This is a genomic window from Ralstonia sp. UNC404CL21Col (assembly GCF_000620465.1).
Taxonomy (GTDB): Bacteria; Pseudomonadota; Gammaproteobacteria; order Burkholderiales; family Burkholderiaceae; genus Ralstonia; species Ralstonia flatus.
Map to the genome: position 1 here is coordinate 821,750 of NZ_KK211140.1, position 22,602 is coordinate 844,351.

20 protein-coding genes and 1 tRNA gene are annotated in these 22,602 nt (G+C 62.2%); 13 read left to right on the top strand and 8 right to left on the bottom strand.

The genetic code is table 11. The features are described 5' to 3' along the window. The 10 genes from N511_RS24430 (at position 1) to N511_RS25105 (ending at position 14,393) form a co-directional block, all read left to right on the top strand. Positions 1 to 2,448, top strand: a complete 2,448-nt coding sequence (locus tag N511_RS24430) for a T6SS effector phospholipase Tle3 domain-containing protein (protein ID WP_051530975.1) — start codon at positions 1 to 3, stop codon at positions 2,446 to 2,448. An 88-nt stretch (positions 2,449 to 2,536) separates the two neighbouring features. Then, entirely contained in the window at positions 2,537 to 4,006 is a 1,470-nt protein-coding gene (locus N511_RS0121780; RefSeq protein ID WP_231479658.1) for a hypothetical protein, read from the top strand. Positions 4,007 to 4,080: 74 nt separating this feature from the next. Next, complete coding sequence (locus tag N511_RS0121785) at positions 4,081 to 5,595, top strand: hypothetical protein (protein ID WP_231479659.1); 1,515 nt, start codon at positions 4,081 to 4,083, stop codon at positions 5,593 to 5,595. Between the two features lie 179 nt (positions 5,596 to 5,774). Then, a complete protein-coding gene (locus N511_RS25305) occupies positions 5,775 to 5,924 on the top strand; it encodes a hypothetical protein (protein ID WP_155954079.1) in 150 nt (49 codons plus the stop codon). A gap of 49 nt (positions 5,925 to 5,973) precedes the next feature. After that, positions 5,974 to 6,228, top strand: a complete 255-nt coding sequence (locus N511_RS0121795; protein ID WP_027681202.1) for a PAAR domain-containing protein — start codon at positions 5,974 to 5,976, stop codon at positions 6,226 to 6,228. After that, positions 6,225 to 6,725 carry a type VI secretion system lipoprotein TssJ gene (gene tssJ, locus N511_RS0121800; RefSeq protein WP_037027197.1) on the top strand — a complete coding sequence of 167 codons (501 nt, stop codon included), beginning with the start codon at positions 6,225 to 6,227 and terminating at the stop codon, positions 6,723 to 6,725. The genes N511_RS0121795 and tssJ overlap by 4 nt, the downstream gene beginning before the upstream one ends. A gap of 4 nt (positions 6,726 to 6,729) precedes the next feature. Beyond that, positions 6,730 to 8,076 carry a type VI secretion system baseplate subunit TssK gene (tssK, locus tag N511_RS0121805; RefSeq protein ID WP_027681204.1) on the top strand — a complete coding sequence of 449 codons (1,347 nt, stop codon included), beginning with the start codon at positions 6,730 to 6,732 and terminating at the stop codon, positions 8,074 to 8,076. Further along, positions 8,073 to 9,365 (top strand): type VI secretion system protein TssL, long form, encoded by a 1,293-nt coding sequence (tssL, locus tag N511_RS0121810; protein ID WP_081785410.1) that lies wholly within the window; start codon positions 8,073 to 8,075, stop codon positions 9,363 to 9,365. Before tssK ends, tssL begins: the two co-directional genes overlap by 4 nt. 10 nt (positions 9,366 to 9,375) lie before the next feature. Next, complete coding sequence (tssM, locus tag N511_RS0121815; protein WP_027681206.1) at positions 9,376 to 13,182, top strand: type VI secretion system membrane subunit TssM; 3,807 nt, start codon at positions 9,376 to 9,378, stop codon at positions 13,180 to 13,182. Next, positions 13,131 to 14,393, top strand: a complete 1,263-nt coding sequence (locus N511_RS25105; RefSeq protein ID WP_155954080.1) for a DotU family type IV/VI secretion system protein — start codon at positions 13,131 to 13,133, stop codon at positions 14,391 to 14,393. The genes tssM and N511_RS25105 overlap by 52 nt, the downstream gene beginning before the upstream one ends. Before the next feature lie 171 nt (positions 14,394 to 14,564). Here the strand turns inward: N511_RS25105 and N511_RS0121825 are convergent. Continuing rightward, positions 14,565 to 14,641: transfer RNA gene (locus N511_RS0121825), tRNA-Arg, on the bottom strand. Between the two features lie 95 nt (positions 14,642 to 14,736). Continuing rightward, a complete protein-coding gene (locus N511_RS25110) occupies positions 14,737 to 14,934 on the bottom strand; it encodes a hypothetical protein (protein ID WP_081785412.1) in 198 nt (65 codons plus the stop codon). Positions 14,935 to 15,302: 368 nt separating this feature from the next. On the opposite strand from N511_RS25110, the gene N511_RS0121830 reads away from it, so the two are divergent. Continuing rightward, positions 15,303 to 15,506 (top strand): hypothetical protein, encoded by a 204-nt coding sequence (locus N511_RS0121830; RefSeq protein WP_027681208.1) that lies wholly within the window; start codon positions 15,303 to 15,305, stop codon positions 15,504 to 15,506. Positions 15,507 to 15,523: 17 nt separating this feature from the next. Here N511_RS0121830 and N511_RS0121835 read toward each other — a convergent pair whose 3' ends face one another. The 3 genes from N511_RS0121835 to wrbA are packed head-to-tail and all read right to left on the bottom strand — an operon-like array spanning position 15,524 to position 17,925. After that, positions 15,524 to 16,936 (bottom strand): FAD-binding oxidoreductase, encoded by a 1,413-nt coding sequence (locus tag N511_RS0121835; RefSeq protein ID WP_027681209.1) that lies wholly within the window; start codon positions 16,934 to 16,936, stop codon positions 15,524 to 15,526. Between the two features lie 6 nt (positions 16,937 to 16,942). Then, complete coding sequence (locus N511_RS0121840; RefSeq protein WP_027681210.1) at positions 16,943 to 17,335, bottom strand: DUF2069 domain-containing protein; 393 nt, start codon at positions 17,333 to 17,335, stop codon at positions 16,943 to 16,945. After that, complete coding sequence (wrbA, locus tag N511_RS0121845) at positions 17,332 to 17,925, bottom strand: NAD(P)H:quinone oxidoreductase (RefSeq protein WP_027681211.1); 594 nt, start codon at positions 17,923 to 17,925, stop codon at positions 17,332 to 17,334. The genes N511_RS0121840 and wrbA overlap by 4 nt, the downstream gene beginning before the upstream one ends. Before the next feature lie 68 nt (positions 17,926 to 17,993). On the opposite strand from wrbA, the gene N511_RS0121850 reads away from it, so the two are divergent. Continuing rightward, positions 17,994 to 19,325: a YihY family inner membrane protein gene (locus N511_RS0121850; RefSeq protein WP_027681212.1), complete on the top strand. Its 1,332-nt coding sequence runs from the start codon at positions 17,994 to 17,996 to the stop codon at positions 19,323 to 19,325. A 7-nt stretch (positions 19,326 to 19,332) separates the two neighbouring features. On the opposite strand, the gene N511_RS0121855 is transcribed toward N511_RS0121850, so the two are convergent. From N511_RS0121855 to N511_RS0121865, 3 genes are read right to left on the bottom strand one after another with little or no spacing between them, the layout of a single operon-like run. Continuing rightward, entirely contained in the window at positions 19,333 to 19,650 is a 318-nt protein-coding gene (locus N511_RS0121855; protein ID WP_027681213.1) for an Mpo1-like protein, read from the bottom strand. Positions 19,651 to 19,671: 21 nt separating this feature from the next. Next, a complete protein-coding gene (locus N511_RS0121860; RefSeq protein ID WP_027681214.1) occupies positions 19,672 to 20,496 on the bottom strand; it encodes an alpha/beta fold hydrolase in 825 nt (274 codons plus the stop codon). Continuing rightward, positions 20,496 to 21,827: an O-acetylhomoserine aminocarboxypropyltransferase gene (locus tag N511_RS0121865; protein ID WP_027681215.1), complete on the bottom strand. Its 1,332-nt coding sequence runs from the start codon at positions 21,825 to 21,827 to the stop codon at positions 20,496 to 20,498. Before N511_RS0121865 ends, N511_RS0121860 begins: the two co-directional genes overlap by 1 nt. Before the next feature lie 240 nt (positions 21,828 to 22,067). Between N511_RS0121865 and N511_RS0121870 the strand changes: the two genes are divergently transcribed. Beyond that, positions 22,068 to 22,523, top strand: coding sequence for a CBS domain-containing protein (locus N511_RS0121870; protein ID WP_009240853.1), 456 nt, complete (start codon positions 22,068 to 22,070; stop codon positions 22,521 to 22,523). Positions 22,524 to 22,602: the final 79 nt, after the last annotated feature.

Consider the following 22,602-nt stretch of genomic DNA (forward strand, 5'->3'; position numbering starts at 1 on the left):
ATGAGCGAAACCAGCTTCCACAATCCTGAAGCCAGCGTCATTGCTCGAGCCACCGACATCACGCTGCCCAGCGGCGGCGTTCGCAAGGTGCCCTGCATACCGCTGCCCGGCATCATCATCTTCGTGCACGGCGTGAACTCGATGGGCGAATGGTTCAACGCGGCAGAGGAAGGCCTGTGCGATGGACTGAACGAGCGCCTGAACCGAAAAGAGTTTGGCAAACCAGTAGACGACACGATCGAGGGCTTGTTGCGCGCCGCGCAATACAGCCCCGAGTTGACGCCCTCGGGCTATCTCGTGCGTACCAAGTCTGAGGACGCTGTTGAGGGCCAGGACTTCGTACAGGGCGCCGAGGCCAGCCCCATCATCCGCTTCCGTTGGGGTTACGTCGCCAACAAGGAAGACTTGGCTGTCGTCGGCCCGAACATCTTGCTCGACGAAGACAATGCCTGGGGCGGTGGCCCGTTTGCCAACGGTTGCTCTGCGCTGCCTGATTTGTGGAGCAACGGCACTGTGACGGACTTGTTTCTGGGCCTGCAAGTCGAATACATGAACACCGAGACGAGCCGTCTCGTCTACAACTGCCCGGCTCGACACTACGGCGCGCATGCCGCATGGCGGCTTGCCGCGCTTGTTGCACAGGCACGCGAGCGGCATCAGAAGCACTATGGCAAGGAATGCCCGGTCACCATCGTCTGCCACAGCCAGGGCAACATGGTGGGCTTGGCCTCCGCGTTCATCGGTGACAAGAAGTTTGGAGGCAAAGGTGTGGCGGATACCTACATTCTTGCCAATCCGCCTTACTCGGTACTGCCCAACTTTGCTGACAACTTTGTGCAGTACGACAGCGTCAACGATCTCGGCCGAGTCACTACGCTTTCGCGGCGCAAAACGCTGGATGCCTTCTTCGGCATCGTTAAGAACCGCAATGATGATCTTGCTAGCGACGATTGCGTGAATGCGTGGATCGGCAATCAGCGCAAGCCATGGGAACGAGGGAGTGACCAGGAAACGTATCCCTCGCACAAGCGCGTTTTTCTGTATGCCAACCCACACGACCAAGTGATCGCGGTTTCCACCGTCATGGGCATGGGCTGGATGGGGCTGCCGCAGAATGTGCTAGCCGGCCGTGACGACGACATGAAGGGCGCCAAACAACCCTACGCCTTCAAGAACGCAGAAGGTGTGCTGTACCAACGTATCTGGGCACAAGGTAATCCCGCGAAGTACAGCAAGGACAACCCTTTCATGGTGGGTGTCGCGCCGGGTAAAGCCTTTGTGTATTACGACAAGAACAATCCCGCCAATGCAGATGGCATTCAAGGTGGTAAGGGCCAGTTCTGGCTGCGCAAGCCGCTGGAATTGCGTTTCCACTTCCGGCGCGTTTGGGAAGACGAGAGAAAGGGGCTTGGTGGAAAGGTCGGCGCCACCATGCTCGGTGGGCTCTACGAGATCGCCATTGGCCTTGTCCGGATTGTGACTTTGGACAAAGTGCAGCCCTACCCTCCAGTCAATGCCACGCCTCCAGATGGCTGGACCATTCATGTCAACGCTCACAAGGTGCCCAATCCGATTGAGCCGGTGTCGATCCACTTGTATCACCCGCAGACAGACAAGACGGGGCAGCAACCCAAGGATGACGGACAGCGCCGGCTCGATGGCAAGGGCGGTGCACCCCGGGGCAAGGTCAGTGGCGTCTTCAACCAAGGGCCGCAGTCGCACACCGATGAGTTGAGCCCCAATGGCGGAAAGACGGGCGACATCTACGACAAGTACCGCGCGAAAGGGCAGGGCAGTGCAGACGATGAGGCCGCGCTGCGCTACGAGCACAACGCCAGCGTGCGGCAATTGGCTCGACGTAAGGAAGGGGATCCCTATCAGAGCGCCGTTGATCTGATGAGCGAGAAGGGCAGCGGCGCGCTCTCTGGCGATGAATACAAGGACTTCTGCAAGTTCGATCAGGAGAAGCGCGAGTACTTCCTCAGGAAAGCGGTGGATCTCAACGCAACCAATCACTCGACGATTCTGACCAACCCGGCGCACAGCCGGCAGGTCATGGCGTACGACGTGAACGTGGGGCTGAATATTTTGCCGTTCGATCAGATGCAGTGGCTGCGCAAGTTTGCGGATTGGAGGTATCAGGATAGGGCCGATCCGGTCATGGCATTTTGGCGTGAGTACTACATGGAGGGCCGAATCAAAAAAGGTACTCCACTGGAGGACTACGACGACTACAAGCCAAGTGTTCCAATTGAACTCGGCATCGATACTGAACGCAGCAACAGCGGGGCTTTCTCGCAGGAGCACCGCGAGGCACCGCAGGAATCAACCCAGCGCCGTGAACTATCGGCCTGGGATCAGCAACGCGAAGACTGGCGCAATCAGCAGTCCCGCTATCGCCGCCCAACTGACACCGATGATGTTCTTGGAGGAGGCCCCAATGGTTGAGTTCTGCCCTCAACGCCGTAACCGATTGCACGCGCTTGCCGGCCTAGTTGCCGCTGCCATCTTGACTATTGCCTGTACCGGAACTGCCATGTCTCAGCCTCAATATTCTCGAAAGCCGACTCCGTATCCGTTGGCCTCCAAGACGCCGGCTGCCACCGGTCCGAACGCCCCTGCCGCCTATGTGATGGGTGTCGTCTGGCGCAGTCCGCTGATGTGGATCGATTACCCGACGCATTGGAACCTGCTGTGGACCCAAGGCATGGCGGATCGCAATCCGAGTGACACCGATAGTCCTGACCTCAAGCTGGGCGATGCGACAGGAAAGCTGGTGAGTCCAGTGCGAGTGGTTTGGCCGGATGACAACCCGAATCCGGTGTATTGGCATCCTCTTGAAACGCTGATTCGCGATCCGTTGTATTCAATGGGGTATCACTACGCAGTGGATAAGGACTATTTCTATTCGGTTAGCAACGGCACTAACCGTCCCGGTTTTGGGGACATCCGTGTGTTTGCTGGAATGCCGCAGGAGTGGATCAATACGCCAACTTACATTCAAGAAAAATGGCGCTATCTAAATGGGGGGGATGCATTGAGAGAGCACTTTAGGCAAGGCATGCCAGCGCCATCCATTCTTGCTGAGAACGAAGACCATGCGGAGGCTCGCATGTCGTGGCTGTATACGAGAATGTACACGGATGAGAATGGCAAGCCATACCGAGGCTTGGGACACTCGACTTGGATGGTCATCGGCCTGCCAACCTTCACTTTGAAGGCGGCTCGCCGCTTGTTCACCAGCGAAATCTACGGAGAGGCTGAGGGGCGGAGCCTGAAGTTCTACCCTCAAACCAAGGTGCCCGACGTCACTGTGATGGCCGGTACCGAAACGGTGGGCTTCTACGACCTGAAGGAAGCCATCGCGTACCTGAACGCCAATCCCCGCAAAACCGTGTGGGTCTACACGATGGACGCCCCCGGCTACCCCAAGGGTGGCCGCACGGACGAAAACTCAGTTTTGCTGATTCTCAGCCATCCCAGCGCAGATTGGGGCTACACCCCGCTATCAGCCATCTACCTGCCTCAACAGCACGAAGGCGGGATCGGCAACAAAGCCGCCAATCCGGGCGGTGCCTGGAGCGGGCTCCTGCAGACCATGCAAACACAGGCACCGCAGGAGCATCCGGTCGGCCGCGTCTATCACGACGTGTTTAAGCACGACCCCAACGTCGACAAGTTGATGCAGCCGCTGCGCGCCGCTGTACACCAACAGTGGCCCGACTTGGACCAGATCAAGGATGTGCAAAGCGTTGCGGAGCACGCCATCGGCGGGCTGCGTGCTGCAAGTGCTGGCCTGAACATCGCTCGCGCTACGGCCTACGCAGACCAGACCGGCAACAGCGCTGTAGTCACCAGCGCTGCCAATCCGAATGATGCGTGGAGCGTATTGATTGCGCCGCCACCCGGCTGGGTCAAGCAAGAGCCGCGCAAGGTCTGGCCGCGCGCAGCAGGTCGGACCAATGCGTATTTGCCATGGTTTGGCAAGCAGACCAGCGGAAAGTAACCGGGGTGGGTGATAGCGTGATGCGCGGATTGTCAATTTCGGAGTGTTGTGCGGCAGCGTGGCGGAAATTCGCCATGCTGGCGGTTGCCTGCACGCTGGTCTCTGCTGGCTCCGGAACTGCCATGTCTCAGCCTCAATACTCTCGCAAGCCGACACCGTATCCGTTAGCTTCCAAGACCCCGGTTGCCACCGGTCCGAATGCCCCCGCTGCCTACGTGATGGGTGTCGTCTGGCGCAGTCCGCTGATGTGGATTGATTACCCCACGCATTGGAACTTGCTGTGGACACAGGGCATGGCGGATCGTAATCCGAGCGATACAGATAGTCCTGACCTCAAGCTGGGCGATGCGACAGGAAAGCTGGTGAGTCCAGTACGAGTTGTTTGGCCGGATGACAACCCGAACCCAGTCTATTGGCACCCCTTACGCACGCTGATTCGCGATCCACTGTATTCGATGGGGTATCACTATGCCGTGGACAAGGACTACTTCTATTCCGTCAGCAACGGCACGAATCGTCCGGATTTCGGAGACATTCGTGTGTTTGCCGGTATGCCGCGCGAATGGATCAATACACCGACCTACATCGAAGAGAAATGGCGGTACATGAATGGTGTTGACGACTTGGCTGAACATATTCGCCTCGGTATGCCAGCTCCATCCTTCTTGGCCGAAAACGAAGATCACGCCGAAGCACGCATGCCTTGGCTGTTCACGAAGATGTACGACAACCGAGGCAGGCCACAGCGTGGTTTGGGCCGCATCACCGAAATGGTCATTGGACTGCCCACCTTGACCTTGAAGGCTGCCCGTCGCCTGTTCACCAGCGAGATTTACGGTGAAGCTGAGGCGATGAGCCTGAAGCTCTACCCGCAAACCAAGGTGCCTGAAGTCACAGTGATGGCGGGCACCGAAACCGTAGGCTTCTATGACCTAAAAGAAGCCATTGCCTACCTGAATGCAAATCCACGCAAGACTGTGTGGGTCTACACGATGGACGCCCCCGGCTACCCCAAGGGTGGCCGCACGGACGAAAACTCAGTTTTGCTGATCCTCGCTCACCCTAGCGCAGATTGGGGCTACGCCCCGCTGTCATCCATCTACTTGCCTCAACAGCACGAAGGCGGGATCGGCAACAAAGCCGCCAATCCGGGCGGTGCCTGGAGCGGGCTCCTGCAAACCATGCAAACACAGGCGCCGCAGGAGCATCCGGTCGGCCGCGTCTATCACGACATGTTCAAGCACGACCCCAACGTCAACAAGTTGATGCGGCCGCTACGCGCTGCTGTACATCAACAGTGGCCCGACCTGGACCAGATCAAGGATGTGCAAAGCGTTGCGGAACACACCATCGGCGGCCTGCGTGCCGCGAGTGCTGGCCTGAACATCGCTCGCGCTACGGCCTACGTAGACCAGACAGGCAACAGCGCTGTAGTCACCAGCGTTGCCAATCCGAATGATGCGTGGAGCGTATTGATTGCTCCGCCGCCGGGCTGGGTCAAGCAAGAGACGCGCAAGGTCTGGCCGCGCGCAGCAGGTCGGACCAATGCGTATTTGCCATGGTTTGGCAAGCAGACCAGCGGAAAGTAACGCCAGATGCGAGAGAGAAATTTATGCGAAGTGAATTACCTAGTCGAGGCTGGCAAGGGTGGCGAGCCATGGCGGCGTGCTCCCTGGTTGGATTGCTTGTCACCGGCTGCGCGAGCGACGGGCGCTCCTCCGGAGGACAACCGGGTTGCAAGTTCCAAATCGTCAGAGGATTCGACCAAGTGCCGATTCCGAACGTGCCCTACGACATCGTCGACAAGAACGGTGTTGTTGCGATGAGCGGCGTGTCTAACGCTCAAGGTGAAACGGTTTCGAAACAAGCTTTCTGCTCTGTCGACTTGCGGGCTATTCCCAAGCCCAAGCTTTATTGATCATGCCGATACCGCTCTGCGGCACTGAATTGCATAAAGAGGATTTGATATGTCCGCACCAATCATCACCGTAGGCGACGTAGGCGCCCACGGCTCCGTTGTTACCACGGGCTCGCCCACCAGCAAAATCCGCAGCCGTCCTATCGCCCGCCAGGGCGACCTCGTCACCTGCCCAATCCACGGCGTCAACCGCATCGTCAACGTGAGCGGCAGCGCCAAAGTCGGCGGCGAAGTCATGGCCCGTGCAGGTGACGGCACCGAGTGCGGCGACATCCTGATCGGCAGTCAGCCAGGCAAAGCATGATTTTCCGTTTGCTGATGCCGTGGGCGCTGTCGCTGGCGCTCGCAGCCTGCTCCACCGCCCCCGCCCAACCTGAGCAACTGAAGCTCGACCTGGCCATCCAGGCTGGCGACTCCCTCAACCCTGACGACAAGGGCAGGGCGTCCCCTGTACTGGTGCGCCTGTACGAGCTCAAGACCTCCAGCACCTTCGAGCAAGCCGATTACTACTCGCTCGAATCCACCGACCGCACTGTGCTGATGCAGGACTTGCTCGCCCGCGACGAGTTCATCCTGCGCCCTGGCGAGTTCCAGGACATCGAGCGCAAGCTCAACCCGGACGCGCAAGCGCTCGGCATCCTCGTCGGCTACCGCGATTTGGGCAAAGCCACCTGGCGCACCGTCTACAAGCTGCCACCTGCGCCCGCAGCCGCGTGGTACCGCGCCGCCATCCCAGCCCGCAAGGTAAAACTGCAGATCGTGCTCGATCAGCAAGCCATCACCCTATCCAAACCTGATTGAAGTCATGAGCTGGTACAACAAAGTCGTCTGGAGCGAAGGGCTCTTCTTGCGCCCCCAGCTTTTCCAGCAGCAGGAACGCTACTTGGAGCACTTTGCTCACAAGCGCGCCGCTGCCTTGAGCCCATTCTTTTGGGGCTTCCACCACTTCGTGATCGATACTGAATCGCTTGCCCTCGGCAAACTGGTCGTCTCCGGCGCCGCCGGTATTTTTCAGGACGGCACACCGTTCGAAGCGCCGGCCCACGCCAAGCTGCCGGCGCCGCTGGCATTGCGTCACGAGCACCTGAACCAGACCATCTACCTGGCCGTCCCCATTCGCACGCCGAACACCGAAGAAACCACCTTCGATCAGGATGCCCAGGATTCGCTGGCCCGCTATCGCAGCTTCGAGCAGGACTTGCTGGACGCTAACTCCATCGGCCAAGGTCCCAAGCTTGTCCAACTGGGCGATCTGCGCCTACGTCTGTTGCCCGAGAAGGAATTGACTGAGTCCTGGCTCGGCATGCCGCTGGCCAAGGTCACGGAAATCCGGGCCGACGGCAGCGCCCGCTTGGACCCGGCGCTCGTCCCGCCCGTCAACGTCTACACCGCGAGCGCCTTGCTGCACACGTGGCTTGCTGAGGTGCATGGCCTGCTGCGTCTGCGCGCTTGCGCGATGGCCGAACGCCTGACCGCCTCCAGCACGCGCGGCGGAGATGCCGCAGAAATCTCCGAATACCTCATCCTGCAACTGTTCAACCGCGTTGAGCCGGTGCTCACCCATATGCTCAACGCCAAGAGCGCCTCGCCCGAAGCGCTCTATGTGGAGCTGACCGCGTTCGCCGGAGAACTCTCCACCTTCGTGCGTGCCGCAACCCGCCGGCCGGTGGAATATGACGCCTACCGGCACGACGAGCCGCACACCTGCATCAAGCCCGTCGTGGATGACTTGCGTGTCCTGCTCAACGTCGTCCTGGAGCGCAGCGCGCAGCGGATCGAACTGCGCAACCAAGGCAACGGCATACAACTGGCCGTGTTGGAGCCGTCCGAGTTCGACCGCTTCAGCACCTTTGTGCTGGCCGTGGGTGCGCAATTGCCGTCAGACACGCTGCAACAGCAATTCCCTGCCCAAGCCAAGGTCGGCCCGGCCGAGCGCTTGGCCGAACTCATTCGCTCGCACTTGCCGGGGGTGCCCCTGCAAGCCATGCCAGTGCCACCGCGCCAGATTCCATTCAACGCAGGTCAGGTGTATTTCGAGTTGGACCAGGATCACCCGCTTTGGGCGCAGGTCCAGCGCTATGGTGGGCTCGCCCTGCACGTCGCCGGCCAGTTCCCGGAATTGCGGCTTGAATTGTGGGGGGTACGGCAATGAATAATCCCGCAACAATTGGCGGCATCAATCCGCACGTCCCAGCGCCCGACGTGGCCCAACAGGGCGGCAAGGCACACGATACGGCCGCACAAGCCGCCAACGAGCCGCGCCAAAGCAAGCGCAAACCAATCGAGCAACGCGTCGAGAAAGCACTGAATCAGGTCAATCCATTGCTCTCGGCTGCTCGCCCCTTGCTGCGTGCACTGGCGGACATGCCCGCCGAATTGCGCGTTGATCAGGCCGACTTGCTGAAGAAAGTCCTGGTGCAGGAGTTGCACGACTTTCAGACCGTCTGCGAACGTGCTGGCATCCGCACAGAACACATCCTGGCGGCACGCTATAGCCTGTGTACAGCGCTGGACGAGGCTGCCCTCAGCGCCCCGTGGGGTAGCCGGAGCAACTGGGCGAGTGAGAGCCTGCTGATCAAACTGCATGGTGAGCACGAAGGCGGCGAGAAAGTCTTCCACGTGCTGGGCCGGCTGGTGAACAACCCGGAAGAACATATCGACGTCATCGAGGTGGTCTACTACCTGCTCGCATTGGGCTTCCAAGGCCGCTACGGCAACATGACCGATGGCGACCGCCAGCATCTGGCCATCCGCCAGCGCCTCTACGATTTGATCCGCAAGCATCGTGGCGCTGTCCCCAGAGAGCTTGCCGCGAACCTGAACGTTGCGCCCGCCGGGCGGTTCTCCATGGTCCGCACCATCCCCATTTGGCTGAGTGCCACCGTGCTGGGACTGGCCGCATTTGGCCTATTCGCCTGGTACAAGTACCAGCTCGCACTGCGTACGCACGATCTGGAGCAGCAGATCCAGGCCATCGGCCAGATCACGCCTCCACCGCCGCCCAAGGCCGCACCATTGCGCCTGGCCGAGTTGCTCAAAGACGAGATTGCCCGTGGCGTGGTGACGGTCAACGAAGACGCCAAACACAGCGCCGTCATTTTCCGTGGCGACGACATGTTTGCCGCTGGCCATGCCGACGTCAACGCCAAAGTTCAGCCGTTGCTGGACAAGGTGGCCGCCGAGATCGCCAAGGTGCCGGGCAAGGTCACTGTCACTGGCCATAGTGACAACCAACCTATCCGCACCGCCCGATTCCCCTCGAACCAAGTGCTGTCGGAAGAACGTGCTGCGCACGTCTCGGAATACCTCGCCAGCAAGGGCGTCGCGCAGGGGCGGCTGGAAGCCATCGGCAAGGGCGATACCGAACCTGTCGCAGATAACACCACGTCGGACGGCCGGGCAAAGAATCGCCGGGTCGAGATCGACGTCACGCAGCAGTGAGATTGCAGACATGAAATTTCTGAAACAGGTGGGCACCGCCATGGTGTCCTGGCAGGCGCTGGCCCTCACGGCGATCGTGCTGCTTTCTACCGCTGTCTGGTGGATTGGCCCGCTACTGAGTTTCGATGGCATGGTGCCGCTAGCCGGTGTTGGCACGCGCGTCGCTGTCATAGCATTGCTGCTGGCGCTGTACTTCTTCCTGGTGTTCGGGCTGCCGCTGTTCTTTGTCGCGGCCACCGCGTTGTGCCTGCTTATTTGGCATGCCGGTCCGTTGCTGGCATTCAATGGGCAGCACCCGCTGCAGGATACGACGCCGCGTCTGCTGCTGATTGCCGTCATTGCACTCGTATCGGCGGCCTATCTCGTTTACCTGCTGTGGCACCGCTTCCGGACGGACGAGGGATTTCGCAACTGGGTGATAGGTACGCAGACCAAGAATGATGAACCCGTCGCAGGCGCGGACACTAAGGCCGTCGCAGCCAGCGTGGAAGCTGCCATGCGCCAGCTGAAGGCGCTGCGCACCGGGAGCGGCTTGTCGAAACTGCTCGATGGCCGCCGCTATCTATACGAGTTGCCGTGGTACCTCACCCTGGGTCCAGCCAATGCGGGCAAGACCAGTATGCTGACCAACGCGGGCCTGGGTTTTCCGCTCACCGGTGGCGTCGGTTCGCCATCGCAAGCCAATGAGGATCGCAAAGCCCCGATATGGCGATTCACCAATGAGGCCGTCTTGATCGACACCGTTGGTAATTTCACCAGCCAGAACAATGCATCGGATGCCCTGCGGGCAGAATGGGAGAAGTTCCTAAGCCTGCTACGCAAGTACCGAGGGCGAGCCCCCGTCAACGGCGTGGTGGTCACCGTCAGTGTGCGGGATCTCGTTGGGCAAACTGCGCAACAACGTTCGGACGAGGCACAGAAGATCCGCGCACGCTTGGCGGAACTGCGGCAGGAGCTGCGCATCCAGTTCCCCGTCTATGTCGTGGTGACCAAGCTCGATCTGTTGAGCGGTTTCGCGCAGTACTTCCAATACCTGGGTAGTGAAGGGCGTGCGCAGCCGTGGGGCTTTGGCCTGCCCACCGATCGGAAGGCCAAACGCAACCAAGTTCTGCCGCCGTTGAGCGAGCTCTGCCGCACCGAGATGGCTGCGCTGGAGAAACGTCTGGTCGCTGGCGAAGCCGATCGCTTCAACGAAGAATTCGACGCCGGCCGGCGCAAGGTCCTGCTCGGCCTGGTTGAGGAGTTCGATGGCCTGACCGAACCCCTTGCGGACCTCGTCGAGCACATCTTTGCCGATTCGCGCTACGACAACACGCAGAACAAGGCGATGCTCCGTGGCGTGTACTTCACCAGTGCCGCACAGACCGGCGAGTCGGTGGTCGCTGCCAGTGACACGGTGGCCTCGCAAGTCCTGGATGGCAAGACACCGTCTGAAGCGCAGTCAGCGCGTTCCACGGTGGGCTCCGACAGCTACTTCCTGTCGGACCTGTTCAAGCGCGGTATCTTTGCCGAATCACACCTAGTGCGGCCCAATCTGCGTTGGGAATTCCGCTTCCGCTTGATGCGGCTGCTGGCCCATACCGCAGTGCTGGCATTCGTTCTGTGGTTGGTGCTTGGGTTCTATACGAGTTTTGGCTACAACACCAACTACCTCGACGTGGTTCAGGAGAAGGCCAAGGCCCTGACCGTCAAGGTGACTGGCTTCTATAAGAAGCCCGAAGCCGACGGTGTGCCGGACCTGCTGGCCGCGGCGCATGACCTGCCAGAATTCACGAACCTGAACCTGCTGGACCCGTCACTGAGCTGGCGCTACGGGCTGTATGTCGTAGCGCCCGTGCTCGCAGTGTCCACGGCCACCCACGTCAAACTGCAGGACAACCTTTTGGTGCCGTATCTGGTCCGTCGCGTGGAAGCGGTGCTCTCCGCCGCCATCGTCGACAAGGATGCCAAGCTGACCTACGACACCCTGCGCGTCTACCTCATGCTGTACGACAAGGAGCAGTTCCGTGCTCCCGACGTACGGAGTTGGGTGCAAAACGATTGGGCAACGGGTGGCGCGGATGCCTTTGGCGGCCGGATCACTGTGGTCGAGCAGCTCGACAGCCTGCTCGATGGCAGGCGAGCGATCCAATCGCCCTATGCCAAGAATGAGGCGTTGATTCGCTCCGCACGAGACTTCCTGGACGGCAACACCTCCACGGAACGCCTATACGAGCGTGCCAAAGCCGCCATGATGGAAGAGGCCCCGGCCGATTTCACGCTTGTGCGTGCGATCGGCCCGCAGGCCGGTACGGTCTTCTCGCGCGCCAGTGGGGAGCCGTTGGAGCGCGGTATTCCCGGCCTGTTCACCTACGCGGGTTATCACAATCTGTTCAATGCCCGCCTGCCGGAGTTTGTCAACAAGGCCCAGGCGATTGACGTTTGGGTGATGGGGCGTGCAGGCGGCGCTCAAAAAAAAACGCTTGAGAGCGCCGCTGGCAAGCTGACCGGCGACGACCCCGTCACGCGAGAAATCCGCCGCCTGTACCTGACGGAATACGCGCAGAGGTGGACGGAATTCTTGCGCGATATTCGCGCGCTCACCGGCAACAACCTCACCTTCGACCTAGAGGTGCTGCGCAACTTCGCTGCCCCGGACTCGCCGCTCGCGCGTCTAGGGCGTGTCGTCGTCAAGGAAACGACCCTCAGCCAACCGGCAGAACAAGAGGACAAGTCCCTGGCCGACAAGGCGCTCGCCGCTCTGGACAACAAAGCCGACAAAATCACGGGGTTCGCATCCCGCGCCGAAGCTCGCCAAGAGCGTGCGTTGGTCGACAACCGCTTCGCCGCGTTGCGCGAAGTTGTCATGGGGCAGGCCGACGTTGCTGTCCCCAACGCGCAAGCCGCCAACAACAAGCCGCGATTAGATGCCATTGCCGGTATGGTCAACGCGTACTACACCTCGTTGATGGTCGCCAGCAACGCGTTGGAGACTCGCAATTTGCCACCGCCTTCCGAAGCCGGTGCACAGTTGCGCATGGAAGCCGCCAAGCTGCCGGCGCCGCTCAAGGAGGTGCTAGCAGATTTGGTGATCCAGGGCACGCGTGACGTCAACAAGGGAATCGGGGACATCCTGATCGCGCAGATGAACGCAGTCATCGGCGAGAGTTGCCGCAGCGCTATCGACGGCAAGTACCCGTTCACGCCGACATCCAAGCAGGACGTGGATACGGAAGACTTTGCGCGGGTTTTCGCCAGCGGCGGTGTGCTGGATGACTTCTTCCACAAAGTCCTGGCGCCACATGTGGACACGACCATTTCGCCATGGCGCTACAAGCTGACCGCGCCGGATGTACCACCGGTTGCCGGCCCCAGTCTTGTTCCGTTCCAACGGGCCAGAGAAATCCGCGAAGTGTTCTTTCGCGACCCTGGTGCCAAGAAGATAGCCTGGAAAGTCGACTTGAAGGTGGTAGAACTGGACCCGGAAATCGTTGAGCTGACGATGGACTTCGATGGCCAGAGCCAGCGCTACGTCCACGGGCCGGTGATTCCGCTCAAGGTGACGTGGCCGGGGCCGCGTGGCGGGCAGGGCGCGGAAATCACGGCCAACCCGCGTGTTCGGCCCGAGACTTCCTCGCTCATCGCCAACGGCCCCTGGGCCATGATGCGCGTGATTGCCAAGGGCAAGCTGGACAACTCGGCGTCGCCCAGCCACTTTGTGGCTGAGTACGATTTCGATGGACGTAAGGCAAAACTCGATGTCAACACCGGCAGTCAGGCCAATCCGTGGACGACTGGGTTGCTGCAGGGCTTTCAGTGTCCGGGGAGGTCGGGGTGATGGATCACCGGTCACAGTCGAAGAACCACATCCTTCGCCTCGCCCAACCGCTGTTTTGGTTGCTGGCTGAGCTGTCGCCTGAGCTGGAGTCGGCGGCGCGGCTCGATACCCTCCGATCGGAGGCCCGCACACGGTTGAGGACCTTCAAGAAGGCCTCCCTGGCAGCCGCACTCAATGCCGACAGCATCGAGGCGGTGCATTACTGCTTCTGCGCCGCCATCGACCAGGCGGGGAGCCAAGTGCGCGGACGTGCGAACAGCCTGCGTGGCGTCTGGCTCCAACATGGGTTGCTCGCGGAGTTCTACTACGAAAACGCCTGCGGTCAACGCTGCCGTGGATGGATCGAAAAACTCCAACAAACACCGAACGCCAGCGCAAACGCGCTGGAAGTGATCGCCGAACTGACCGCGCGCGGCCTTCGTGATGAGTGCGGCTTGCCATTGCCGAAGATCGCATTGCCAGCGCGCCAGCAGCTCGCATCCACGACGACGGGCATTCCCCACATCCCCTACGGACGTTGGATACCGGAGTGGGCCGGGCCGGTCAACAAACCTGCACCCGAAGTTGTTCTTCTGCGAGAAGCGCCTCTGGAGCGGTCTTGGCTGCCCATCGTTGTTGTCACCGGGCTCATCGTGACAGGGATCGTGCTCGGCATGACGTTTATGCTTCGCCGCCAGCATCAGGACAATCAAGCGCTGGTTACGAAGGTGGAAGCTCTGTCCGCGCAACTGGCCCAGCAGCGTGAATCGTCGGCGGATCGCATTGCGCGCGCGTTGGCGCCCGAGGCCGGGGAGGCTCCGGTCGGCATCAGCACAAAAGACGATCGAATCTATCTTGCCTTTAATAGCGACGAAGGTTTCGCCTCCGGGCAAGCCGACCTTATGCCGATGCTCGCGCGCCAGCTCGATCGACTTGCCACCGTGCTCGCCGACACGCGCGGCAAGATCATCGTTCTTGGGCACACCGACGATGCCCCCGGCCCGCGCGATCGCATGGCATCAAACCTTGCGCTGTCAACCTCACGCGCCACGGCGGTCGCGCGGCATCTGCAAGAGCGCGGGATCGCTTCGGACCGCTTGTCCATCATCGGTCGCGGCGTGAAAGATCCCGTTGGAGATAACCGCACCGCCGCGGGCAGGGCGTTGAACCGACGCGTGGAGATCGTTCTTGAAAGCGTGCCAAATTCAGAGCCGACAGGCCTTCAGCGATAGTGGGGCAACGAGGCAAACTTGTGTGGCGAGTGAAGGGGAAACAGTGGCGTTGACGGCCAGTCGAGACCGAGCGATACGTGCCAAGGATGAAATCCGGTCACACTTTCCCGCGCTCACTTGTTAAACCGTCGCAGTGACGCTTAACGTGCGCGTTTTATCCACAAAGGTGATTGGCCTGCCCAGAGGGATTCGAACCCCCGACCGTCGGCTTAGAAGGCCGATGCTCTATCCAACTGAGCTATGGGCAGATATGCAGATGTGCAGGCTGCCCAGGCATACCAAAAACGTGCGGCCTCCGGTGCCTGGGAGGCCGCGATTCTAACAGATGGGATGTTGCGCCGCGCTAATGCTGGGGCGGGATTTCCGGCGGTACCTCCCCGGGTGGTAGTTCGATTGGGGGCGTTTGCGGTTCGGGGTCGTGCACCGGGTCGTGGGCCGGTTCATCGGGTGGCGGCATCTCCGGCGGCGGGTGCGGGGGCTGTTCGGGCGGCTGCGGCGGCGTGATATGGGCGCGCTTGGTCAGATCGGGCGAAGCGGGCATGGGCGGCCTCCATACATGGGTCGGATTCGGGGTTTGCCCTAATCGCGCCCGCAAGCGTCGTTCCTGCGCATCATCCGAAAGGTCATATACCCAAAATGCGTACCCCCCAATTGGGGGGATTTTTGATACATTTCGTGGCGTCGGGTAGTGCCACACAACAATAACGTTTCATTCGAAATTCCGCGCAATGACGCGGAACGCCGTGCCTACGCACGCCAACCGGCGTGACGAAGCCTTTTCGGTTCCGACCAGACGGGAAATCAGGGAGTCTTGTTTGGGCAGCCATGGAGCGATCCATGGGGCTGCTGTGTTTCGCCATGGCTGCAGGGAGCCGGGCGAGGCGCTAGCCATGGGGCAGGGAGGAAATAATGAACACGCGTCATGCACGACGCCCGGCTGGGTCGTCACGCACCACTTACATCCGTAGTGCCCAGAGCGGGCGCATCGGCGATCGTTCCAACGCCAGCGATCATCGTCTGCCGCCCAGCGGCGTGCCGCGCATGCTGCTGTGGCTGCTGGCGGCGACGGTCCTCTTCGCGGTGGCGAACTACACGTTCAAGCTGTTCGGCTGAAGCAAGGCCGGATCGCCCTACAACACCTTCCCCGGATTCATCAGGCCGCGCGGGTCCAGCGCCTGCTTGATCGCGCGCATCGCCGCCAGTTCAACGGGGCTCTTGTAGCGCGCGTTGTCTTCGCGCTTGAGCTGGCCGATGCCGTGTTCGGCTGAGATGGAGCCGCCGTGCGCATGCACGCTGTCGTGCACGATGCGGTTGATGCCGTCTTGGTTGGCGAGGAATGCGTCGTGCGCATGGCCTTCCGGCGGCGACACGTTGTAGTGCAGGTTGCCGTCGCCAAGGTGGCCGAACGTCACCATGCGGATGTCGGGGTAGGCTGCCGCCAGCGCGCGGTCCGTTACGTCAATGAAGTCGGCAATGCGCGAGATGGGCACGCCAATATCGTGCTTGATGTTCTTGCCTTCGTCGGCCTGCGCCAGCGGAATGTGTTCGCGCAGGCTCCAGAAGTCGCGCGACTGCGCCACCGATTCCGCCACCGCCGCATCGTCGATCACGCCGCGCGCGAGCGCGTCTTCCATGAGCGATTCAAACAGCGTGCGCGCATGCTCTTCGCTTTCCAGATCGGACAATTCCAGCAACACGTATTGCGGATATGCCTGCGTGAACGGCACGCGCAACTGCGGGTAATGCTTGCGCACCAGTTCCAGGCAAAACGCCGACATCAGCTCGAAACCCGTCAGCAGCGTCCCTGCATGGCCTTGCGCCAGCGATAGAAACGCCAGCGCCTGACGCGGCGATTGCAGCGCCGCCAGCGCCGTCACCTTGGCGCGCGGTTGCGGAAACAGCTTCAGCATCGCGCCGGTGATGATGCCGAGCGTGCCTTCCGCGCCGATCAACAGGTCACGCAGGTCGTAGCCGGTGTTGTCCTTGCGCAGGCCACGCAGGCCATTCCACAGTTCGCCGTTAGGCAGGACCGCTTCGATGCCCAGACACAGCTCGCGCGCATTGCCGTAGCGCAGGACGGCGGTGCCGCCGGCGTTGGTGGCAAGGTTGCCGCCGATCGTGCAACTGCCCTCTGCAGCGAGGCTTAGCGGGAAGAGGCGCTCCGCATCGGCGGCAGCCTGCTGCACGTTGGCCAGGATGCAGCCAGCATCGACGGTGATGGTGTTGTTGATGGGGTCGACGGCGCGCACGCGCTGCATGCGCTGCAACGAGATCACCACCGCGTTGCCTTCCATGTCGGGCGTGGCGCCGCCGCACAGGCCGGTGTTGCCGCCTTGCGGAACGATCGGCACGCCATGTTCGCCGCACACGCGCACGAGCGCTGCCACCTCGTCAGCGCTGGCGGGGCGCAATACGGCGCGTGCGCGGCCCGAGAAACGCTTGCGCCAATCGGTGAGGTAAGGCGCCTGGTCTTCCGGTGCGGTCAGGACGTGCGTTGCCCCGATGGCATCAACGCAGGCTTGCAGGAAGGCATCGTGGGTCATGGCGGGTCAGGTGCTCTGGCTGGCGCGGGCTTTGGCGGCCCGCTTGAATGGACGCAGGTAGAAGATGGTCGCCGAGAAAAACACCACGCTGAGCGCTACTTCGCCCCATGCCAGCGATCGCGAGAGCCCAACGTCCGATGTTGCCCGCACGATGCCTTCGGTAAAGAACAGCAGGATGAACATCGACGCCCATTGCATCGTGTAGCGGTTCCTGCGCAGCACGCCGGGCAGCGGCCACGCCAGCAGCAGCGCCTTGAGCGCCAGCCACGAGCCGCCTGGGCGCACGGGCGCGAGCCACAGCTCCCACGCGGCGCACAGGATGATCAATGCGATGAGGCTGCCTGCGCTCGTCAGCGCCAGCGCCCGGGATCCGGTGACGGCGTTGTTGGAGGAAGTCATGCGGCGAGCTTGAGAGCAGTCTGCGCCAGCCGCCGGCCCATGGCTGTGGCGAGTGTGCGTTCGTGTGCGGTCAGCGGTGCGGTATCGCCGCGGTGCGCAACGTGCGACGGCCCGTATGGCGTGCCGCCGGCGTCGGTGGAAAGCAGTTCGCTGTGCTGATACGGCAGGCCCAGGACGACCATGCCGTGGTGCAGCAGCGGCAGCATCATCGAAAGCAGCGTGGTTTCCTGCCCGCCGTGCATGCTGCCCGTGGAGGTGAACACACATGCCGGTTTGCCGGCCAGCGCGCCCGCCAGCCATTGCGGCGTGGTGCCATCCAGGAAGTACTTGAGCGGCGCGGCCATGTTGCCAAAGCGCGTGGGCGAGCCCAGCGCCAGGCCCACGCATTGTTCAAGGTCGCGTACCTCCACGTAAGGTGGACCGCCATCTGGCACGTCGGGCTGTGTGGCCTCGCAGACGGTGGAGACCGCCGGCACGGTGCGCACCCGCGCCTGGGCGCCATCGACGCTTTCGATGCCTTGCGCAATGGCTTCGGCCAAAGCGCGCGTGCTGCCGTGACGGCTGTAGTACAGGACCAGGATATCTTTCATAACAAAGCGTGGAGAGCGTCGCGGTATTATAGTTGCGCCCCCCAACCCCGCGTCCCGCCTCATTTTTCATGCTTTTTGACACCCGCGCGCTTCGTCAATGGAATGCCGCCAAGCTGCGTGCGCTGGCGCGCTACGCCTTGCGCCGCGCCGGCGAAGACCGCCTGCCGCAAGTGGCCGGCAGCCTGACCTTCACGACCGTGCTGTCGCTGGTTCCGATCCTGACGGTGGCGTTTGCGCTGTTCACGGCCTTCCCGATGTTCAAGAGCTTCCGGGCGGACATCGAAGGCTACATGTTCAGCAACCTCGTGCCGGGCAGCATCAGCCGTCCGATCCTGACGTATCTGAACCAGTTTTCCAGCAACGCCAAGGGGCTGACGGCCGCAGGCCTGATCGGCCTGGTCGTGACGTCGGTGATGACCATGCTGACCGTCGAAAACGCATTGAACGCCATCTGGCGCGTGCGTCATCGACGACCGCTGGCGCAGCGCGTTCTCGTGTTCTGGGCGTTGATGACATTCGCGCCAGTGCTGATTGGCGCGAGCCTGTCGGTCAGTTCCTACCTCGTGTCGATCTCGGCGGGCTATGTGCACAAGCTGCCGTTCGGCCTGGGCGTGATCGTGAGCCTGATCCCGATTCTGCTCTCGGCGATTGCGTTCGCGATGCTTTACGTGTTCGTGCCGAATACCAACGTGGAGCGGCGCGATGCGTTCATTGCTGGCCTGATTGCTGCGGGGGCATTCGAAATCGCGAAGCGCGTCTTTGGTGCTTACGTCGCGCATATCCCCACCTACACGGCCGTCTATGGCGCGTTTGCCACGCTGCCGATCTTCTTGACGTGGATCTACGTGAGTTGGCTGGTGACGTTGCTTGGCGCGACCATCGCATCGACGCTGCCGATCATCCGCCAGGGCTACTGGCAGCGGCGCACGTTTCCGGGCAGCGAGTTCTTTGATGCGCTGGGTGTCCTGTTGCTGCTGTATCGCGCACGCGAACAGGCGCCGCGTACGGTGGCCGAACGCGATATCGGCCGGCGCCTGCAATTGGAAGCCGATTACCTCGTCGACCTGCTGACGAAGCTGAAGGCGCTGCATCTGATCGGCAAGCTGCAACAGGATCGCGGTGAGGCTCACTGGGCGTTGCTGTGCGATGCGCACACGACCACGCTGCGGCCGCTCTATGAAAAGCTGGTGCTGAATCTGCCGCGCTTGCCGCGCACCGCGCTGGCTCGCCATCTGGGTGACACGCACGCGCTGGTTAGCCAACTGCAGAATCCCTCCCTCGATGCCACGCTCGAGAGCATTTTTACGAGTGGCGAACGCGGCGTGGCGGCGGCCGCGCACGCGGCTACCGCAACCGCGCCGGCTTCGGCAATGCCCGCCGCTGCCAGCGCCAGCGCCTGACGTTTTCTCAGAACGGGATCTTGCCCATCCAGATGTCGCGGTACATCACCCAGTCGCCCATCAGGCTGTAGAAGGGGTGGCGGAAGGTGGCGGGCCGGTTCTTCTCGAACCCGAAGTGCCCCACCCACGCGAACGCGTAACCGCTCACGGCCGCCCCCAGCAACCACCACAGGTTGCCCGTGAAGACCAGCAGGAACAGGCATACCAACGCTACCGTCGAGCCGGCAAAGTGCAGGCGCCGGCAGGTGCGGTCCTGGTGCTCGCTCAGGTAGTACGGATAGAACTCGGCGAAGCTGCCGAAGCGGTGGGTCTCGGTGGTGGCCATGATGCGTCTCCGGGAGGCGACTTATGCGGCGACCGGGTCTCGTTCGCGCGCAAACGCAATCAGCGCGTCGAGTGTGCCGTCGGGGCATTCTCCCATGATCGCGTGCCCGCCCGGCAGGCCCACGACACGGCTGCCGGCCAGTCCTGCCGCAACCTGACGACCGGCTTTCGCTGGGGTCATCTGGTCTTTCTCACCGACGATCACGAGTGACGGGCACTTCACGGCGGCCATGGCTTCGGCGCCGCGCGCATAGGCGTTGCAGGCGGCAAAGTCCGTGTGGAAGACGGGCGCGTCGGTACCGCGCGCGACACGCTCCATTAGCCGCTGGCTGCCACCGTGCATCCAGAAGCCCGGGCCCGGCGATGACGGCTTGTTTGCCAGACTGGAATGCGACCAGGCATTCACCATGTCGATGGCGCCCGGTGTGTTGTTGAGCGCGGCGTCGAGCAGCGCATCCGACACCTTCATCGGCCAGGCCGTCGCGACCAGCGCGATGCGGCGCACGCGACTCGCATATCTGGACGCGCACTCCAGCGCAATCAGCGAACCCATGCTGTGCCCGACCACAATCACCGGCCGCGTGACCCCAGCCTCGTGCACCAGCGCCATCACCCAATCGGCCATGGCTTCCACGGTCTGCAGCGGGGCGCCGGCGCTGCGGCCGTGCCCCGGCAAGTCGACCGCCAACACACTGAAGCCGTGGTGCGCAAACCAGCGCGTCTGCAGGCCCCACACGGAATGATCGTTCTGCGCGCCATGCACAAATACGACGCACGGCAATTCGGCGTTGAACGGCTTGCCGCCGGTGTAGGCGTAGGCGCGCTCGCCCTGTACGGTCCATTCCATCAGCGGGCTCCCGTTGCGTTGGCGGCTTTGCCGGGCGCGGTGGACATCGCGCGCTCGGCGGCTTTCAGGCCGCGTTTGAGATCGTCGATCAGGTCGTCGGCGTCTTCCAGGCCGATGGAAAGGCGGATCGTGCCTTCGCTGATGCCGGCCGCGGCCAGCGCGTCGGCGTCCATGCGGAAGTGCGTCGTCGATGCGGGGTGGATGACCAGCGAGCGTGCATCGCCCACGTTGGCAAGGTGGGAGAACAAGCCGAGCGATTCGATGAACTGCTGGCCGGCACGCCGGTCGCCGCGCAGATCAAAGCTGAACACTGCACCGCAGCCCCGCGGCAGCAGGCGCTTGGCCAAGGCGTGATCGGGGTGCGATTCCAGCTCCGGATAGGCGACCGACGCCACCATCGGGTGGCTTGCCAGGAAGGCGACGACGCGGCGGGCGTTGTCCACGTGCCGCGCCATGCGCAGCGGCAGGGTCTCGATGCCTTGCAGCAGTTGCCACGCGGCCATCGGGTTCATGCAGGCACCAAAGTCGCGCAGGCCTTCACGGCGCGCGCGCAGCAGGAAGGGCGCGACGGTGCTTTCCTCGGCAAACACCATGTCGTGGAAACCCGCGTACGGCTCGGTCAGCTCGGGGTGCTTGCCGGCGGCCACGTAGTCGAACGTGCCGCCGTCGACCAGCGCGCCGCCGATGGTCGTGCCGTGCCCGCCCAGGAACTTGGTGGCCGAGTGATAGACGAGATCTGCGCCGTGCGCGAACGGCTGCAGCAGCCAAGGGGTGGTGAAGGTCGAATCGACCAGCAGGGGCACGCCTGCGTCATGCGCAATCGATGCGATGGTCGGAACGTCCAGCACATCCAGCCCCGGGTTGCCGAGCGTCTCGCCAAACAGCAGCCGGGTGTTCGGGCGGATGGCAGCGCGCCAGCCATCGATGTCGCCGGGCTTGACGAAGGTCGTCTCGATGCCGAAGCGACGCAGTGTGTAATGCAGCAGATTGTGCGAGCCGCCATACAGCGCCGAAGACGCGACGATGTGCGAGCCGGCCCCCATGAGCGTGACGATGGCCAGATGCAGCGCCGCCTGGCCCGACGCCGTGGCAATGGCGCCTACCCCGTTTTCCAGCGCGGCCATGCGCTCTTCGAACACGGCAACGGTCGGGTTGGAGAGGCGCGAGTAGACGTGGCCCGCGCGTTCCATATTGAACAATGACGCCGCATGTTCGCTGTCGCGGAACACGAAAGACGTGCTCAGGTGGATGGGCGTGGCGCGTGCACCGGTGGCCGGGTCTGGCGCGGCGCCGGCATGCAGGGCCAGCGTGTCGAAGCGGGCTTTGGACATGGATTCAGGCACCCGGAAAGGGCGCGGGAACAGGTTGGGACGGGGCATGCTAGCACTGCTCCCTGTTGCAGCGCATTCCGGGCAAACGCCGAGCGGGCGCGGTTTTTGACGGGTTTTTTCTGCGCTGCATGCTTGTCGAAGCGATCCGGTTTGGGCTAGGATCGAAGCACAACCATAACCACAACCCGCGCGCGGTCGCTCCCCCGGCAGACCGGCACCCCGAACTCTGGGAGACGCAATATGAAAGTCAGCGACATCCTCCACGTGAAGGGCAACACGCTCTACACCGTGGCGCCTGAAACGAAGCTCCAGGTGGCCGTGCAGACGATGGCGGAAAAAGACATCGGCTCGCTCGTTGTCATGGAGTACGGCGAACTGGTCGGCATGCTGACCTTCCGGGAGATCATTAAGGTGGTCGCCAAAAACCACGGTTCCGTGGGCGACGGCACGACCATCCGCAAGGTGATGGACGATCATCCCGTCACCTGCACGCCCGAAACCGAAGTCAACGAAGTGCGCCGCATCATGCTGGAGCACCATGTGCGCTATCTGCCTGTGCTGGACAGCCGCACGCTGATGGGCGTGATTTCCTTCTACGACGTGGCCAAGGCCGTGCTGGAAGACCAAAGTTTCGAGAACAAGATGCTCAAGGCGTACATTCGCGACTGGCCCGAAGAAAAGGCCAACGAAGACTGACCTGCGCGATCTCTCTACCGCATTCCTGAAACCCGCCCGCCGTTGCGAGCGGGTTTTTTGTTGAACCCAGAACCGCCTG